Source organism: Pseudomonas fluorescens (assembly GCF_018614655.1).
Taxonomy (GTDB): domain Bacteria; phylum Pseudomonadota; class Gammaproteobacteria; order Pseudomonadales; family Pseudomonadaceae; genus Aquipseudomonas; species Aquipseudomonas fluorescens_BX.
Window position 1 is genome coordinate 25554 of record NZ_JAGGOG010000005.1, and the last position, 12866, is coordinate 38419.

Here is a 12866-nt window from a genome sequence, read left to right on the forward strand (position 1 = left end):
CCCGACAGCACTGTGGTGGTGTGTGCCGGGAGAAACTGGGCGGCCTTTCGGTCGCCTTTTTTCTTAAGCCGCTTGAGCTGAGACATCCGCAACAACAGAGTTATGTCCCTGCTTTCGCAAATACTCCCAATCGATATCGGGACGTAACGATTCGCAAGTCACTCGGCCAGTGGTCTGCCTATCAATGGCAATTGCGAGACCCGCATTGGATCGACGATTACCATAGGCAATTTGCTTAAGCTGTCCTGCCGATGTGCCACAGCGAGCGGCAAATGCTTCGAGCTGCGCCGCATCCAAACCCTTTAAGTAGTCAAGTAGAATCATGTTCACCTCCAGAACAGCCAGAGATTAGCAAACGCTAATCCATCAAGCAATAGCAGAATGTAATTTACAAGCTGCTAACGGTAGATACATGATTTACATATGGATATTTACGAAAAACGCTTAACCATCCTCAAAGCCCTGATTGGTGAAAACCAGTTGAAGGATTTTGCAGGAGCGCATACCGATATTGACGCCTCCTATCTTTCGCAGATCCTTAACGGTCATCGGACGCTAGGGGATCGCGCTGCGATGAATCTAGCTAAAAAATTAGCTGTTCCAGCAGAACTGCTCACGACAGGCAATTACTCTGCAGCAGACCAGAATCGCATAACGGCAAAATGGCTAGCACTTGACCTCAAACCGCCAACACTTCCTCATCCCGCGTTTTTCAACGCGGCGATCAACGAAACCGCCCAACGTGCTGCCGAGGAGAGGGAGTGGTCCGCTAAGAACCGCCAGGCAGCACCGGTGCCCGTAGTAGGTAAAGCTATGCTGGGAACTGATGGTTACTTTGACGCTCTTGACTACCCAGCCGGGCATGGTGATGGCTACATAGATATAGTCAGTTCCGACCCCGACGCCTATGGCCTCAAGATGGTGGGTAGCAGCATGCACCCGCGCATCAAAAGCGGAGAGTTTGTTCTTATTGAACCAAATCATCGCTATCAGACCGGCGACGAGGTACTCGTAAAAACAATGGATGGCAGGTCTATGGTCAAGGAGTTCATTTACCTTCGGGACGGACAATATAGATTCGACAGCATTAGCGACGGCTATCCGCCGATCTTTTTGGATGAGCATCTCGTCGAAAAAGTCCATTACGTAGCCGCAATATTGAAGTCGTCAAAATACATCGACATTTAAATTTAGCATTTGCTATTGCATAAAAATTTAGCTGTTGCTAATTTTGCCTCACTCTCATACCACAGAGCGAGGCAATACTCATGCAAACCGCAACCCTGCACGTATTCCCAACGTGCCCACCTAGCCGCATTTTCGAAGTGCGCCGCCTAGCCATAATCCACGGCTGCGCCTTCGCCACCACTAGACGCAAAGCCATCGCTTGTACCACGCCGGCACCGCTCCATCCCAACGATGGCGGGAGGGCTGCCTGATGAGCCTACCAATCCAATATACCTTTGAAGGTAATGAAGTCCGCACGCTGCTAGTGAACGGGGAGCCATGGTTCATTGCTGCTGATGTAGCAGCCGCTCTGGAGTACAGAGAGGCCGAAAAAATGACCCGTTGGCTGGACGATGACGAAAAGGGCCCCCACATTGTGGGGACCCCTGGCGGCGACCAGCGCATGACCATCATCAACGAAGCTGGTCTCTACTCTGCCATCCTGCGCAGCCGCAAAGCGGAAGCAAAGCGCTTCAAGCGCTGGATCACCCATGACGTACTGCCCTCCCTGCGTAAACATGGGGCCTATGTCATGCCTACCGCCAAGCCGGCCAACGCCCCAACAGACGCGCCAATGGCAGCCCATGTCGAGGCAGACCAGATCGTCAGTGCAGGCCGAGTATTCCGCGCTCTATTCACCACTGCTCGCAGCCTGGGCATGGCCCGCCGTCTTGCCGCCACTCGTGCCAACCAGGCTGCCGAGAGGGCGACAGGGATAGACCTTGCCGGCGAGCTGGGTGCATCCGATTGGCTAGAGGGGCCAGACCTACCAGCACCTGAACGCAAGTACTACGAGATGCAACAAAACTTGCGCGCTCACCTCACGGCCAACAACTGGCCGCAAGGCATCACCACCCAGCAAGTGATCGAGGCCATGAACCTATCCCTAGATAAAGGCACGCAAATGGCCGTGGGCCACTGCCTGCAGCTGCTCGGTTACAAGCGCACCCGACTTGGTAGCACGGCGCACAACACCCCGCGCCCGTATGTCTACGTACTCAAAAAACTGGACTTGGCGCAGGAGGCAGCAGCATGAGCCGCCTATCCCTCAACGCTTGCGCTTATATCCGCCTACAGGCCCAAGTAGGTCTTAGCGGAACATTCCATCACACCCTGCACTCACGTGACTGCCGTCAGTCCGTCGCAGCCCAAATCGAGATCGAGCAGTGCACGGCCGGCATCACGGTACTGGTACGTATCTGTGGCACCCAAAATACCTCTGTCACCCTTGATAGGCACCGCAAAAACAACGCCACACGCGTTGCCAGTTTTATTGAAGGTATTGCTAACGGACGCTGTCCGACAGGTGTGCCTGACGCTGATGAGTACCTGGCCGTCAGCAATATTGAGGCTGACCTCCGCCACGCAATCCGCCATGGGCGCGGGACATACCACCTGATCGCCCACGAACTTGAACCCTCCCTACTAATCCAGCGAAACCCACGCGGAGGCTATACAGCCAAGCTCGAACTCGACAACGCAGGGTGCGTGCTCACCCTGCCCGCCGACAAACAGCGCGCCTATGCAATCCTGGCCGACAACCTCAACCGATTCCTGCAGGGCTACCGCAATAGCCTCGCAGCAGCAGCGTGAGGTGCGGTCATGAATCTATCCCTCAAACAAGCAGCCGAACGCCTGGGCCTGGGTCATCGCGTGCTGATGCAACGCATGCGCGACAAGGGCCTGCTGGATAAACACAACCTGCCAACTAATCCCGCCGCTACCAAAGACTTTTTGGTCACCCGCGAGAGTCGCTGGTTTCACGAAAAGCACGGCATGCAATACAAACGCACCACCCGCGTGACCAAAATCGGCATTTCCTGGCTAGCCACGCAACTCGGTATTGAACGCCCAGCGCCGCCCGCAGTGGCCGATCCGCGTGAAGTCGCGTGATGAACCGCACGGAAGTATGGCCGCGCCAGTACGCCAGACAGATCACGGCAATGCGAACCCGCGAGGAGCGCATTGCCGCACTGCAGGAAGTACCGGAACACATACGCGAGCTGGTGCGCACCCACGTACAGACCGCCTGGAACCACCCCAGAGGAAACACACATGGATCGCAAACTGATTGACACACTACTGATCGAACTGTTGAAGCTGCCCGAAGAGAACCGCTCGCCAGAGAAAATTCTGGCTAACCTCACGCTCGCCGCAACCGCTGCCGGCGTGTCCCTAACCACCACCCCCGCTCCGCTGCAAATAGAGCATCTCCAGCTAGCTGCTGCTCTCGACAATCTCGCCATAGACCTTGGCTCGAACTACCGCGCCCGCGCCACGCTGCGCCTTGGTTACGGCATTGAAGGAGTAGAACTGGGGGCCGTGCTTGAGCCGCTTGACAGCAACTCCCCCTTGCCACGGTTCGTGGCTTTCGGGACCACCGCACGCACGGCGCTGGCCGGCATCAACCGCGACATTCGAGCGAGCAACCAACCCCAAGCCAAACCTGGGGCACCACGTAAGACCGGAACACTACAACTCAGCAGCCTCAAGGCGCACGTCGATAAGGCCAACGTAGCATGACGGCCGCCGCACAGCGCGAACTGCGCCTCCCGCCAGCGCCCCGAGGTCAAACCGTAGAGCTACTGTACCGAACCCTCGGGGATCTGCTTGTGCCCATCGACGATGTACGCGAGCGCTATTTCCGCAACCTCAACCCAGACAACTTCACTCGGGCGCTAGCCAGCGGCCGCGTAGCGCTTCCCATCACCACTCTGGACACGAGCGCTAAGCGTCCTCGCTTCATCGACATCCGCCACCTGGCCATCTTCATCGATGCACAGGCGGATGCTGCAGATGTGGAGCTGGCAAACGATCAAGCCGAGCCAGAGGAACTCAACTGATACCACCCGGGTAACAGCTGAAACACCGCAACCGCTGCACCACCAGCCAAGCGGCACACAAACCAAGGAGTAAACCACATGACTTACATACAAATCTGCGCACTGATCAGCATCATCATTGCCTCTGCCCTTCTCTACTGGACCGGCTATCGAGGCGGCTTGACCGATGGCAAAGCCGAAGGTGCCGAGGAAGGCAGAAACATCGAGCGCGCGGACAACGCCAAGGTTATCAAGGCGCTGGAAGATTCACTGCAATTCATTCGTGCGGATCAAAAGTATCTGGCCCAGCAATGCAGAAAACTCACTGACAACCAAAAACTGAGCCCTGACAACCATCAGAACCTTCTCGCCATTGCAGAAAAACTCAAGCTCGCCGCCGACACTTTCCGTGCGGTGAACTCCCAGATCCACGCCACGCAAGCACTTTCTCTGCGCAATAAGGCGTTGGAAATGGCTACCCAGCTTGAGCCAGTCGTACAGGAGAACGCAGCATGAGCCGCGCTATCCCGATGCTACGTCTGACACCGCATGCCGCCGGAACGCTGCAACAACAATACGACAAGGCGACCAAAGACCTGCGCGAGCTTACCCGCCATTACAAGGAGTTCGACCGCCAGTTGAAAGTGCGGATCGGTTACGACGCCGTGCGCCAGTTGCATAAGGAAACCGACAACGCGCTGCTGCTGACCGATCTTGTAAAGGAGGCAGCATGAACTGGATCCTTACCCACTCCGGCAAACGCTTTGACCTGCTCGAACCCGACGCCGACATGATCGATCCACGAGACATCTCGCACTCACTGGCCCATCTGTGCCGCTTCAACGGCCACACCCGCGAGTTCTACAGCGTGGCTCAGCACAGCTGCATCGTGGCCGAGCTGGTGCCAGAAGAACACAAACTCGCCGCCCTGCTCCACGACGCACCCGAGGCTTACCTGGGTGACATGACCCGGCCACTCAAGCAATGGATCAGCGCCTATCAGCACTTCGAGGACTGTATCTGGTGGCGCGTTTGCGAACGCTTCGACATCGTTCCAGAACTCCCCGCCAGCATCCACAAGGCCGACCTGATAGCACTGGCGACAGAACGCCGCGACCTCATGCCAACGGATCCGGCTATCTGGGATTGCTTGGTCGGCATCGAACCCATGCTTGAAACCATCCGCCCCTGGTCTGCCATAGAGGCCCGAAACACCTACCACCAGCGCCTGATGGACCAACTTGCTATAGAACACCGGAGGAAAGCGGCATGAAGAACAACCAGGACAACACCGGAGCCCTGTCCGCTTTGCTCCGCACTGCCGATGGTGTCGACACGCCCGTAACAAACAGTCTCTGCTGCGCAGCAGCAGGCATTATTGCTCCTTCCAGCTCCAATGCCGAGGCACTTATACCCCACGAAAAGCTGCGCCGGGCAGCGCTCGTTGATGCAACGCTAACCGCTTCGGAACGCCCGGCCGCGCAGCCTGCCTTGGGGTATACGCACACCTCGAATGCTGCGGACTACCCGCCAGAATCGAAACCAGGCCGACTTTACTGGCCCGCCGACCTGACCAATATCCGTCCCGAAGAGTGGGCCGCCATATCTCCCAAGCATGTAGCCGAGTTCGCTGGCATGACAGAGGTCTGGCTACTGCTGGAAGCAGCTCAAAAGCGCATTGCCGAATTGGAACAGGTCAATGCAAACCTGTTGGAAAACGCTACCGCACTGAACATCGACTGCGATGTAAATAATGAGGTCGCACTTGAGATGTTGCTTGAGCTAGACACCCTGCGTGCCAAGTTGAAGGCCGAAGATAACTCACACTCCAATACCATTGATCAGCGCGACCGCGCCGAAACATTCGCCGACCAACTAGCCCAGGCAATTTGCGATCACTTCCGTGTGGATATCGGTGAGCACTCAAACCTGAACTGTCCTTGGTCAACGGCCTTGGAGATCATAGGTGGCGACTTCGAGACAGACTCCAATCAGGACAGAGAGCTTAAGCGTCTCCATTCCCTGCTGGCCGAACAGGACGCATTGTTTACGAGCCTGCGAACCTACATCAGCGAACCAATGGGCCGGGTCTACTCGGAGCGAATGAAGGCCCTAGCGTCGATTGATGGACACCCTACCATCGCAACACCTGGCATGCAGGGGACTATATGACTACTGAATACAAGCTGGTGCCAGTTGAACCGACCGAAACCATGGTGATAAACGGCTTCGAGTCGGAGCCGGACGAGTTCTTTACCGATGAGGAAGCCTGGGAGCAGTACCAAGAGATGAGCGGCTGTCAGCAAGCGGCGCACCGGGCAAAACTGTGCTGGGCGGCCATGCTCGCCGCCGCCCCTGTACCGCCGCAAGCTGATGCGCAGCCGGTGGCTTACGCGGTATTCGCTGACAACGGAAATATCCGCATCTGGTCGCGAGACTGTGAGGCTGTCGGCATCAAGGTCATGCAGGAGGAAGGCAAGCAAGCGGTGCCGCTCTACACCCGCCCTGATGCGGGCGAGGTTGAGAAACAGCGACAACTCAAGATGATCCTGGCCGAGCGCGTCGAGAACGCTGAGGATAACTGCTCGGTCTATCGCCAGCAGGTCACCGAGCAACAGGCGCTGCTGCAACTCGCACTGACCATGATCAATCGCGGCATTGTCAGCTTCGATGACCAGATCGAATATCGGCAGAAGCTCGCCGCCCTATCCACCACAAGGCCGGAGGCTGATCATGAGTGAGGTTAAGCGTTGGTACATCGGCGTGTACGGCGGCGAGGCGCAGGCCCGCACCTGTTCACCCCACCCTTTTGAAGTGATCCGTGAAGTCGAAGGCGACACCTTTGTTCTATCGCGGGATCACAACGCAGCGCTCGCCCGTGAAGCCGCCCTGCAACAGCGCCTGACCGCAGCGGATGATCGGGCGGATTTGCTGGAGCGTGATGCCGTTCGATACCGCTGGTTACGTGATCCGGATAACCAGGAAAGCCTTGAGCCGGACAGCGATTACCTGATGCCACCGATAATCTGTGGGCATGCAGAGCATGAAAACATCTTGACCATGGAAGCGCTGGACAAAACCATCGACGCGGCAATGATCGAGGTAGCCAAGCAATGACCACCAACAAAACGATTGACGGCGTGCCGCATGAGGTACTTTCGAATGCTTTCGAAGAGCTGCCCGACTGGAATACCCCGGCGGCCACGAAGCTGCGTGCCCTGCTGGATGCTGAATCGGCACCTTGCGCAAAATCGCAAGCTGAGCCAGCTCGCCCAGCCCAGGGCGAGCCGGTGGTCCTTTCCACCTTCGACCGAACCGAATGGATGCAGATTTTTGACGCTGATCTTTGGACGGATTGGATGGGGGACGATTCGATAACCTCCGAGATCCTCCCCGCGTGGATGGATGAAAACGGCGTTCCAAGAAGCCTGCCATCGAACCAACTATCCAGATTGTTGCAAAGCAAGATCAGACATCTTGAATACAAGCTGAACGAACATCCCGCGCCAACAACGGAGGATGAGCGGGAAAAAGCGATAGATGAAATATCTGAGGCTATAAATCGCATGCCGTACACACGTAAACACCTGGCCGAGTGCCTATACGACGCCGGTTACAGAAAGCAGGTGACGTCATGACAATTACCCACCCCGTGATCCGCTACCACGGCGGCAAGTTTCGGCTTGCAGCATGGGTACTTGAGCACTTCCCCCCACATACTTGCTACGTCGAGCCTTTCGGCGGCGCAGCCGGCGTGCTAATGCAGAAGCCTCGCAGCTATGCCGAGGTGTACAACGACCTCGATCAGGACATCGTCAACCTTTTCGAATGCCTGCGTGACGACGAACTTCGTCAACGTCTAACCGAGCAATTGGTGTTAACCCCCTACTCGCGAGCCGACTTTGAGCGGGCCTGGCTGCCAACCGACAACCAGATCGAGCGCGCCTGTCGCACAGTGATACGTGCCCAGATGGGATTCGGGTCAGCCGGAGCCACCAAGGGCATCACAGGCTTTCGCATTGACTCAAAACGCCAGTACGGCACCGCCCAGCAACTCTGGACACGCTACCCCGACCAACTGGCGTCAATCGGCCAGCGTCTCGCCGGCGTTCTCATTGAGAACCGGACGGCGGTCGAAGTGATGTCTGCTCACGATGCGCCGTCGACACTTCACTACGTCGATCCACCCTATATGCACACAACCCGGGTACGGGGATCGGCGAAGGGGCGTTACTACCGCCACGAACTGGATGACAACCAGCACCTGGAGCTGCTGGCCAGCCTCAAAGATCTGTCGGGAATGGTAGTCCTATCGGGCTACCCAAACGAAATGTACGAAGCCGAACTGCAGGGCTGGGCACGCAACCACACCAATGCCCGAATTTCCGCAGGTCGAGGCGGAGCAACACGCCAAGAATGCCTCTGGATAAACCCCGCCTGCATGAACGCATTGCACCAAACAGGCCTTGAGCTGGGAGAGACGGCATGACCACTCAAAACATTGTTAGCGTGAGTGGCGGCAAAGATAGCACCGCCACTCTGCTCGTCGCCATCGCCATAGAGGTGCCCAACCTGCAGGCCGTCTTCGCGGACACCGGCAACGAACACGAACAGACCTACCAGTACCTGGACTACCTGCAACAGACCACTGGCGTACCAATCACCCGCGTGCGGGCCGACTTCACTCAGCGTATTGAAGGTAAGCGCCGATTCATCGAAACGAAGTGGCGGGAGCAAGGTGTTGCAGAGGCAACAGTACTGGCTGCGCTGGATGTGCTGCAGCCTACGGGCAACCCCTTCCTCGACCTGTGTATCTGGAAAGGAAGGTTCCCCAGCCGCAAGGCCCAGTTCTGCACCATGGAGCTGAAGCGCGATCCCATGCTCGAACAAGTCATCATGCCGATGATGGACAAAGGCGACATGCTGATCAGTTGGCAAGGTGTCCGGGCGGATGAGTCATTGAACAGGCGCTACCTGCCTGAATGTGACGCGGTGGGCGGCGGCCTATTCAACTACCGGCCGATCTTGAAGTGGGACATCCCGGCCGTGTTCGAGGCTCACCGATACATGGGTGTCAAGCCGAACCCACTGTATTCCCAGGGGATGGGCCGGGTTGGCTGCATGCCCTGCATCAACTGCCGCAAGGACGAACTGCGCGAAATCGCACTTAGGTTCCCCGAAGTGATTGACCGGATTGATCGCTGGGAGCGAATTGTTCAGCAGGCCAGCAAGCGTAGAGCCGCCACATTCTTTGCTGGCTCGAATGCCAAGCACCCGAAAGGCTCAATAGCCGATATGACCGCCCTGCAGGTGATGGAGATTGCCAATATCCGGCAGGCCGTCGAATGGTCCAAAACGGCCAGAGGCGGCATCCAGTACGACCTTCTAACAGAAAGCAGCGATAGCACGGCCTGCTCCAGTGCTTACGGACTCTGTGAGTCGAGCTGGGAGCCGATCAAGATAATGGAGGCAGCATAATGATATTCGACGCCAAGACAGACACGCTGCCCACCGCAACCATCAGCGGCGTCGCCCACGAAGGGTTCACCTGCATCACCCGAGCCGGAAAAAAGCTGCGCATGGCCCTGGTCGACGAAGAGGGCAACATTGCCGACGTCGGCCACCATGTTGCCCAGGAAGCCTGGAATGTCTGTATCCAAGTGCAGCACAACTTCTGGATCGGCCAGGGACACATGCGTGTGCTGAGTAAGCCGATCCCGCTCAAGGTCGACAAGGCCGCTTAAACCCCGAAGCCCAACTGCCACTCCCCGGTTTTGCGATCTATTCGTAAAAGCCGGGACTGGCCTCCCTTCCCGACCAGCAACAAGTCGATCACCTTCCCTTCTCGACCGGTCGCCTGCATACCGTGGTGGTACACCACAATACGCTCGAACGTCTCTCTTACCAGGTTCCGCACCTTCATCCGAGCATCGAAGTCCAGCATCTCTACGCCGGAGGCCAGTTGCTCCCATGCCTCAGCAAGTCCAGGCTGGTTGCGGTTCGATACAGCTACTAACTCGCGCTCGGCCTGAGCCACGTCCTTTTGCTTAGCAGCATGCTGCTCCTCAAGTTCACGAGCCTTACGGACGAAGATCAGTGGCGCCGCTCCACCTTCGGCCGCCAACAGCGCCTCGCTCACCCGCTCCAACTGCTGCTCGATCAGCGCCGCCTCAGCCTTGGCAGTCGCCAGTCGCGCCTGCAGCAATTGCGACTGATCATTTCCTTCCAGCAGGCTGCTCAGGTTCATACGGTCGGTGCAATAGCTCATCAGCGCTTTCTCGATTGGCACTACACTGCAACTGCCACCGATGGGGCAACCACTGTTATGTGAATAACCCACACAGATCAGACGCCGGTGGCCATCAGACAAGCTACCGTCAGGCTTGGCCCTATGCATAACATTCTGTCCAACGACGGCCGTACCGCAGTATCCGCAATAAGTAATGCCCAGGCCGGTAACAAGGCCCGGTATCTCCCCTTTGCCCTTGCGCCTGACCCGACTTTCGACGTGCAGAGATAGATCAGCGAACTCGTCTGCCGTCAATATAGGCGGGTAGTACCCCTCCAGCCGATACGTTTCACCGTCCAGGTCCAGCACCTTAGCTCCCACCAAAGCTGGGAGCCGGACAAGCCGGTGCACTTGCAGCGCAGTGATGCCCTTGGTCGTGACGGCCAGACCGCGCTCTGTCATCTCGCGAATGATACGGACCGAGCCATAGCCTTGCCGGAACAGCTCAATCACTAAGCGCACACCCTCGACACGCTCAGGCACCAATTGGAAAGCCTGGCCATCCCAGTGCAGCCATTGTGGATCCTTGCCGTTTCGAATGATGCCCCGGTAACTGCCGGCGACCCAACCTTCACATTGGCGGCGGATTGCGGCTTTCACACGCTTTGACTTGGTATCTGACTCTTCATGCGCACGGATCATCACCAGCAGCGAATACACCAAGTCCATCGGCTGGGCTTTCAAGCCGGCCCGGTTGTACTCCCGGCCGTCACTGGCTGTAACCACGGTGATGCCGGCGTTGATGATCTGGGCCAACTGGGCCTGGGCCTGAATCGGCTCGGCACGGCTCAACCGGTCCAACCCTTCAACGACCAGAACAGAACCGTCAGCAATCCGGCCGTCCTCGACAGCCTGCAGAAAGACGCCTAACGCCCCCTGCTTGACGTGACGCTGGTGATAGGCGGATAACCCTTCATCTCTCAGGGATAGCGACTCATCCAGATCGAGCCCCTTTTCAGCCGCCCAGCGCTGTGCGTACTGGAGTTGACGGTCGGCACTGCTGCCGGTCGCCTGCCTAGGATCGGAGAACCGTAAATAGCTGTATACTCGCGCGCCGCTTTTAGCCATTAGAAAAAATAAGCCCTGATGAGGATCTACCTATAATGATGACAGAGAAAGCCCCGCGTGTAGGTATGATATCCTTAGGGTGCCCAAAGGCTCTGGTCGACTCCGAACGCATCCTCACCCAGCTGCGGATGGAAGGTTATGACGTCGTGTCCACCTACCAGGACGCGGACGTGGTGGTGGTCAATACCTGCGGCTTTATTGACTCGGCCAAGGCGGAATCCCTGGAAGTGATCGGCGAAGCCATCAAGGAAAACGGCAAGGTCATCGTCACCGGCTGCATGGGCGTGGAAGAAGGCAACATCCGCAAGGTGCACCCGAGCGTGCTGGCCGTGACCGGTCCGCAGCAGTACGAGCAGGTGGTCAATGCCGTGCACCAAGTGGTCCCACCGCGTCAGGACCACAACCCACTGATCGACCTGGTACCGCCACAAGGCATCAAGCTGACCCCGCGCCACTATGCGTACCTGAAGATTTCCGAAGGCTGCAACCACAGCTGCAGCTTCTGCATCATCCCGTCGATGCGCGGCAAGCTGGTGAGCCGCCCGGTGGGCGACGTACTGGACGAGGCTCAGCGCCTGGTCAAGTCCGGCGTCAAAGAGTTGCTGGTAATTTCCCAGGACACCAGCGCTTACGGCGTCGACGTCAAATACCGCACGGGCTTCTGGAACGGCGCACCGGTGAAAACCCGCATGACCGAACTGTGCGAAGCCCTCAGCAGCCTCGGCGTGTGGGTGCGTCTGCACTACGTCTACCCGTACCCGCACGTTGACGAATTGATCCCGCTGATGGCCGCCGGCAAAATCCTGCCGTACCTGGACATCCCGTTCCAGCACGCCAGCCCGAAAGTCCTCAAGGCCATGAAACGCCCAGCCTTCGAAGACAAGACCCTGGCGCGGATCAAGAACTGGCGCGAGATCTGCCCGGAACTGATCATCCGTTCCACCTTCATCGTCGGCTTCCCCGGCGAGACCGAAGAAGACTTCCAGTACTTGCTGGACTGGCTGACCGAAGCCCAACTGGATCGCGTCGGCTGCTTCCAGTACTCGCCCGTCGAAGGCGCCCCGGCCAATCTGCTGGACCTCGCTATTGTTCCGGACGACGTCAAGCAGGACCGTTGGGAGCGCTTCATGGCCCACCAACAGGCCATCAGCTCGGCACGCCTGCAACTGCGTATCGGCAAGGAAATCGAAGTGCTGATCGACGAAGTCGACGAGCAAGGCGCGGTTGGCCGCTGCTTCTTCGACGCGCCGGAAATCGACGGTAACGTGTTTATCGACGATGCCAGCGGCCTGAAGCCAGGTGACAAGGTCTGGTGCACAGTGACTGATGCCGACGAGTACGACCTCTGGGCTGAAAAGCGCGCATAAGGTGTAAAGAATTGAAAAAGCCCCGCTCTTTAGCAAGATGCGGGGCTTTTTTAGGTCTATCGTTTTGTCCATCAGCGCTAATTATCGGCAAGG

19 protein-coding genes are annotated in these 12866 nt (G+C 57.6%); 17 read left to right on the forward strand and 2 right to left on the reverse strand.

Annotated features, from left to right (window positions below; genetic code table 11):
- Window positions 1–63: 63 nt before the first annotated feature.
- A complete protein-coding gene (locus J7E41_RS07810) occupies window positions 64–324 on the reverse strand; it encodes a transcriptional regulator (protein ID WP_214991454.1) in 261 nt (86 codons plus the stop codon).
- Window positions 325–423: 99 nt separating this feature from the next.
- On the opposite strand from J7E41_RS07810, the gene J7E41_RS07815 reads away from it, so the two are divergent.
- From J7E41_RS07815 to J7E41_RS07890, 16 genes are all read left to right on the forward strand, one after another.
- Complete coding sequence (locus J7E41_RS07815; RefSeq protein WP_251029388.1) at window positions 424–1188, forward strand: S24 family peptidase; 765 nt, start codon at window positions 424–426, stop codon at window positions 1186–1188.
- A 250-nt stretch (window positions 1189–1438) separates the two neighbouring features.
- On the forward strand, window positions 1439–2263 hold the full coding sequence (locus J7E41_RS07820; RefSeq protein WP_214991456.1) for a BRO-N domain-containing protein: 825 nt from the start codon (window positions 1439–1441) through the stop codon (window positions 2261–2263).
- Window positions 2260–2820, forward strand: coding sequence for a hypothetical protein (locus tag J7E41_RS07825; protein WP_214991458.1), 561 nt, complete (start codon window positions 2260–2262; stop codon window positions 2818–2820). Before J7E41_RS07820 ends, J7E41_RS07825 begins: the two co-directional genes overlap by 4 nt.
- 9 nt (window positions 2821–2829) lie before the next feature.
- On the forward strand, window positions 2830–3120 hold the full coding sequence (locus J7E41_RS07830; protein WP_214991460.1) for a phage antirepressor KilAC domain-containing protein: 291 nt from the start codon (window positions 2830–2832) through the stop codon (window positions 3118–3120).
- A gap of 162 nt (window positions 3121–3282) precedes the next feature.
- Window positions 3283–3750, forward strand: a complete 468-nt coding sequence (locus J7E41_RS07835) for a hypothetical protein (protein WP_214991462.1) — start codon at window positions 3283–3285, stop codon at window positions 3748–3750.
- Window positions 3747–4070, forward strand: a complete 324-nt coding sequence (locus tag J7E41_RS07840) for a pyocin activator PrtN family protein (protein ID WP_214991465.1) — start codon at window positions 3747–3749, stop codon at window positions 4068–4070. The genes J7E41_RS07835 and J7E41_RS07840 overlap by 4 nt, the downstream gene beginning before the upstream one ends.
- A 78-nt stretch (window positions 4071–4148) precedes the next feature.
- On the forward strand, window positions 4149–4565 hold the full coding sequence (locus J7E41_RS07845; protein ID WP_214991467.1) for a hypothetical protein: 417 nt from the start codon (window positions 4149–4151) through the stop codon (window positions 4563–4565).
- Complete coding sequence (locus tag J7E41_RS07850) at window positions 4562–4783, forward strand: hypothetical protein (RefSeq protein ID WP_214991469.1); 222 nt, start codon at window positions 4562–4564, stop codon at window positions 4781–4783. Before J7E41_RS07845 ends, J7E41_RS07850 begins: the two co-directional genes overlap by 4 nt.
- On the forward strand, window positions 4780–5322 hold the full coding sequence (locus J7E41_RS07855) for a phosphohydrolase (protein ID WP_214991471.1): 543 nt from the start codon (window positions 4780–4782) through the stop codon (window positions 5320–5322). The genes J7E41_RS07850 and J7E41_RS07855 overlap by 4 nt, the downstream gene beginning before the upstream one ends.
- On the forward strand, window positions 5319–6221 hold the full coding sequence (locus tag J7E41_RS27975; protein WP_251029389.1) for a hypothetical protein: 903 nt from the start codon (window positions 5319–5321) through the stop codon (window positions 6219–6221). The genes J7E41_RS07855 and J7E41_RS27975 overlap by 4 nt, the downstream gene beginning before the upstream one ends.
- The gene (locus J7E41_RS07865; protein WP_214991473.1) at window positions 6218–6790 is read left to right on the forward strand and encodes a hypothetical protein; all 573 of its coding nucleotides are present in this window, start codon (window positions 6218–6220) and stop codon (window positions 6788–6790) included. Before J7E41_RS27975 ends, J7E41_RS07865 begins: the two co-directional genes overlap by 4 nt.
- Window positions 6783–7166: a hypothetical protein gene (locus J7E41_RS07870; protein WP_214991475.1), complete on the forward strand. Its 384-nt coding sequence runs from the start codon at window positions 6783–6785 to the stop codon at window positions 7164–7166. Before J7E41_RS07865 ends, J7E41_RS07870 begins: the two co-directional genes overlap by 8 nt.
- Window positions 7163–7687 (forward strand): hypothetical protein, encoded by a 525-nt coding sequence (locus J7E41_RS07875; RefSeq protein WP_214991477.1) that lies wholly within the window; start codon window positions 7163–7165, stop codon window positions 7685–7687. Before J7E41_RS07870 ends, J7E41_RS07875 begins: the two co-directional genes overlap by 4 nt.
- Window positions 7684–8538, forward strand: a complete 855-nt coding sequence (locus J7E41_RS07880; protein ID WP_214991478.1) for a DNA adenine methylase — start codon at window positions 7684–7686, stop codon at window positions 8536–8538. The genes J7E41_RS07875 and J7E41_RS07880 overlap by 4 nt, the downstream gene beginning before the upstream one ends.
- Window positions 8535–9527, forward strand: coding sequence for a phosphoadenosine phosphosulfate reductase family protein (locus tag J7E41_RS07885; RefSeq protein WP_214991480.1), 993 nt, complete (start codon window positions 8535–8537; stop codon window positions 9525–9527). Before J7E41_RS07880 ends, J7E41_RS07885 begins: the two co-directional genes overlap by 4 nt.
- Window positions 9527–9793, forward strand: a complete 267-nt coding sequence (locus J7E41_RS07890; RefSeq protein ID WP_214991482.1) for a hypothetical protein — start codon at window positions 9527–9529, stop codon at window positions 9791–9793. Before J7E41_RS07885 ends, J7E41_RS07890 begins: the two co-directional genes overlap by 1 nt.
- Here J7E41_RS07890 and J7E41_RS07895 read toward each other — a convergent pair.
- A complete protein-coding gene (locus J7E41_RS07895) occupies window positions 9790–11406 on the reverse strand; it encodes a recombinase family protein (RefSeq protein ID WP_214991484.1) in 1617 nt (538 codons plus the stop codon). The two genes, J7E41_RS07890 and J7E41_RS07895, sit on opposite strands and share 4 nt — an antisense overlap.
- A gap of 38 nt (window positions 11407–11444) precedes the next feature.
- Here J7E41_RS07895 and rimO point away from each other — a divergent pair, with 38 nt between their 5' ends.
- Window positions 11445–12773, forward strand: coding sequence for a 30S ribosomal protein S12 methylthiotransferase RimO (gene rimO / locus J7E41_RS07900; protein WP_214991794.1), 1329 nt, complete (start codon window positions 11445–11447; stop codon window positions 12771–12773).
- Window positions 12774–12866 lie beyond the last annotated feature (93 nt).

Bases quoted from the DNA above. Each gene is read 5' to 3' on its own strand.
- J7E41_RS07895 (WP_214991484.1), bottom strand. From the start codon at position 11,406: ATGGCTAAAAGCGGCGCGCGAGTATACAGCTATTTACGGTTCTCCGAT.
- J7E41_RS27975 (WP_251029389.1), top strand. From the start codon at position 5,319: ATGAAGAACAACCAGGACAACACCGGAGCCCTGTCCGCTTTGCTCCGC.
- J7E41_RS07840 (WP_214991465.1), top strand. From the start codon at position 3,747: ATGACGGCCGCCGCACAGCGCGAACTGCGCCTCCCGCCAGCGCCCCGA.
- J7E41_RS07835 (WP_214991462.1), top strand. From the start codon at position 3,283: ATGGATCGCAAACTGATTGACACACTACTGATCGAACTGTTGAAGCTG.
- J7E41_RS07855 (WP_214991471.1), top strand. From the start codon at position 4,780: ATGAACTGGATCCTTACCCACTCCGGCAAACGCTTTGACCTGCTCGAA.
- J7E41_RS07815 (WP_251029388.1), top strand. From the start codon at position 424: ATGGATATTTACGAAAAACGCTTAACCATCCTCAAAGCCCTGATTGGT.
- J7E41_RS07875 (WP_214991477.1), top strand. From the start codon at position 7,163: ATGACCACCAACAAAACGATTGACGGCGTGCCGCATGAGGTACTTTCG.
- J7E41_RS07880 (WP_214991478.1), top strand. From the start codon at position 7,684: ATGACAATTACCCACCCCGTGATCCGCTACCACGGCGGCAAGTTTCGG.
- J7E41_RS07810 (WP_214991454.1), bottom strand. From the start codon at position 324: ATGATTCTACTTGACTACTTAAAGGGTTTGGATGCGGCGCAGCTCGAA.
- J7E41_RS07865 (WP_214991473.1), top strand. From the start codon at position 6,218: ATGACTACTGAATACAAGCTGGTGCCAGTTGAACCGACCGAAACCATG.
- J7E41_RS07850 (WP_214991469.1), top strand. From the start codon at position 4,562: ATGAGCCGCGCTATCCCGATGCTACGTCTGACACCGCATGCCGCCGGA.
- rimO (WP_214991794.1), top strand. From the start codon at position 11,445: ATGACAGAGAAAGCCCCGCGTGTAGGTATGATATCCTTAGGGTGCCCA.
- J7E41_RS07870 (WP_214991475.1), top strand. From the start codon at position 6,783: ATGAGTGAGGTTAAGCGTTGGTACATCGGCGTGTACGGCGGCGAGGCG.
- J7E41_RS07820 (WP_214991456.1), top strand. From the start codon at position 1,439: ATGAGCCTACCAATCCAATATACCTTTGAAGGTAATGAAGTCCGCACG.
- J7E41_RS07885 (WP_214991480.1), top strand. From the start codon at position 8,535: ATGACCACTCAAAACATTGTTAGCGTGAGTGGCGGCAAAGATAGCACC.
- J7E41_RS07845 (WP_214991467.1), top strand. From the start codon at position 4,149: ATGACTTACATACAAATCTGCGCACTGATCAGCATCATCATTGCCTCT.
- J7E41_RS07830 (WP_214991460.1), top strand. From the start codon at position 2,830: ATGAATCTATCCCTCAAACAAGCAGCCGAACGCCTGGGCCTGGGTCAT.
- J7E41_RS07890 (WP_214991482.1), top strand. From the start codon at position 9,527: ATGATATTCGACGCCAAGACAGACACGCTGCCCACCGCAACCATCAGC.
- J7E41_RS07825 (WP_214991458.1), top strand. From the start codon at position 2,260: ATGAGCCGCCTATCCCTCAACGCTTGCGCTTATATCCGCCTACAGGCC.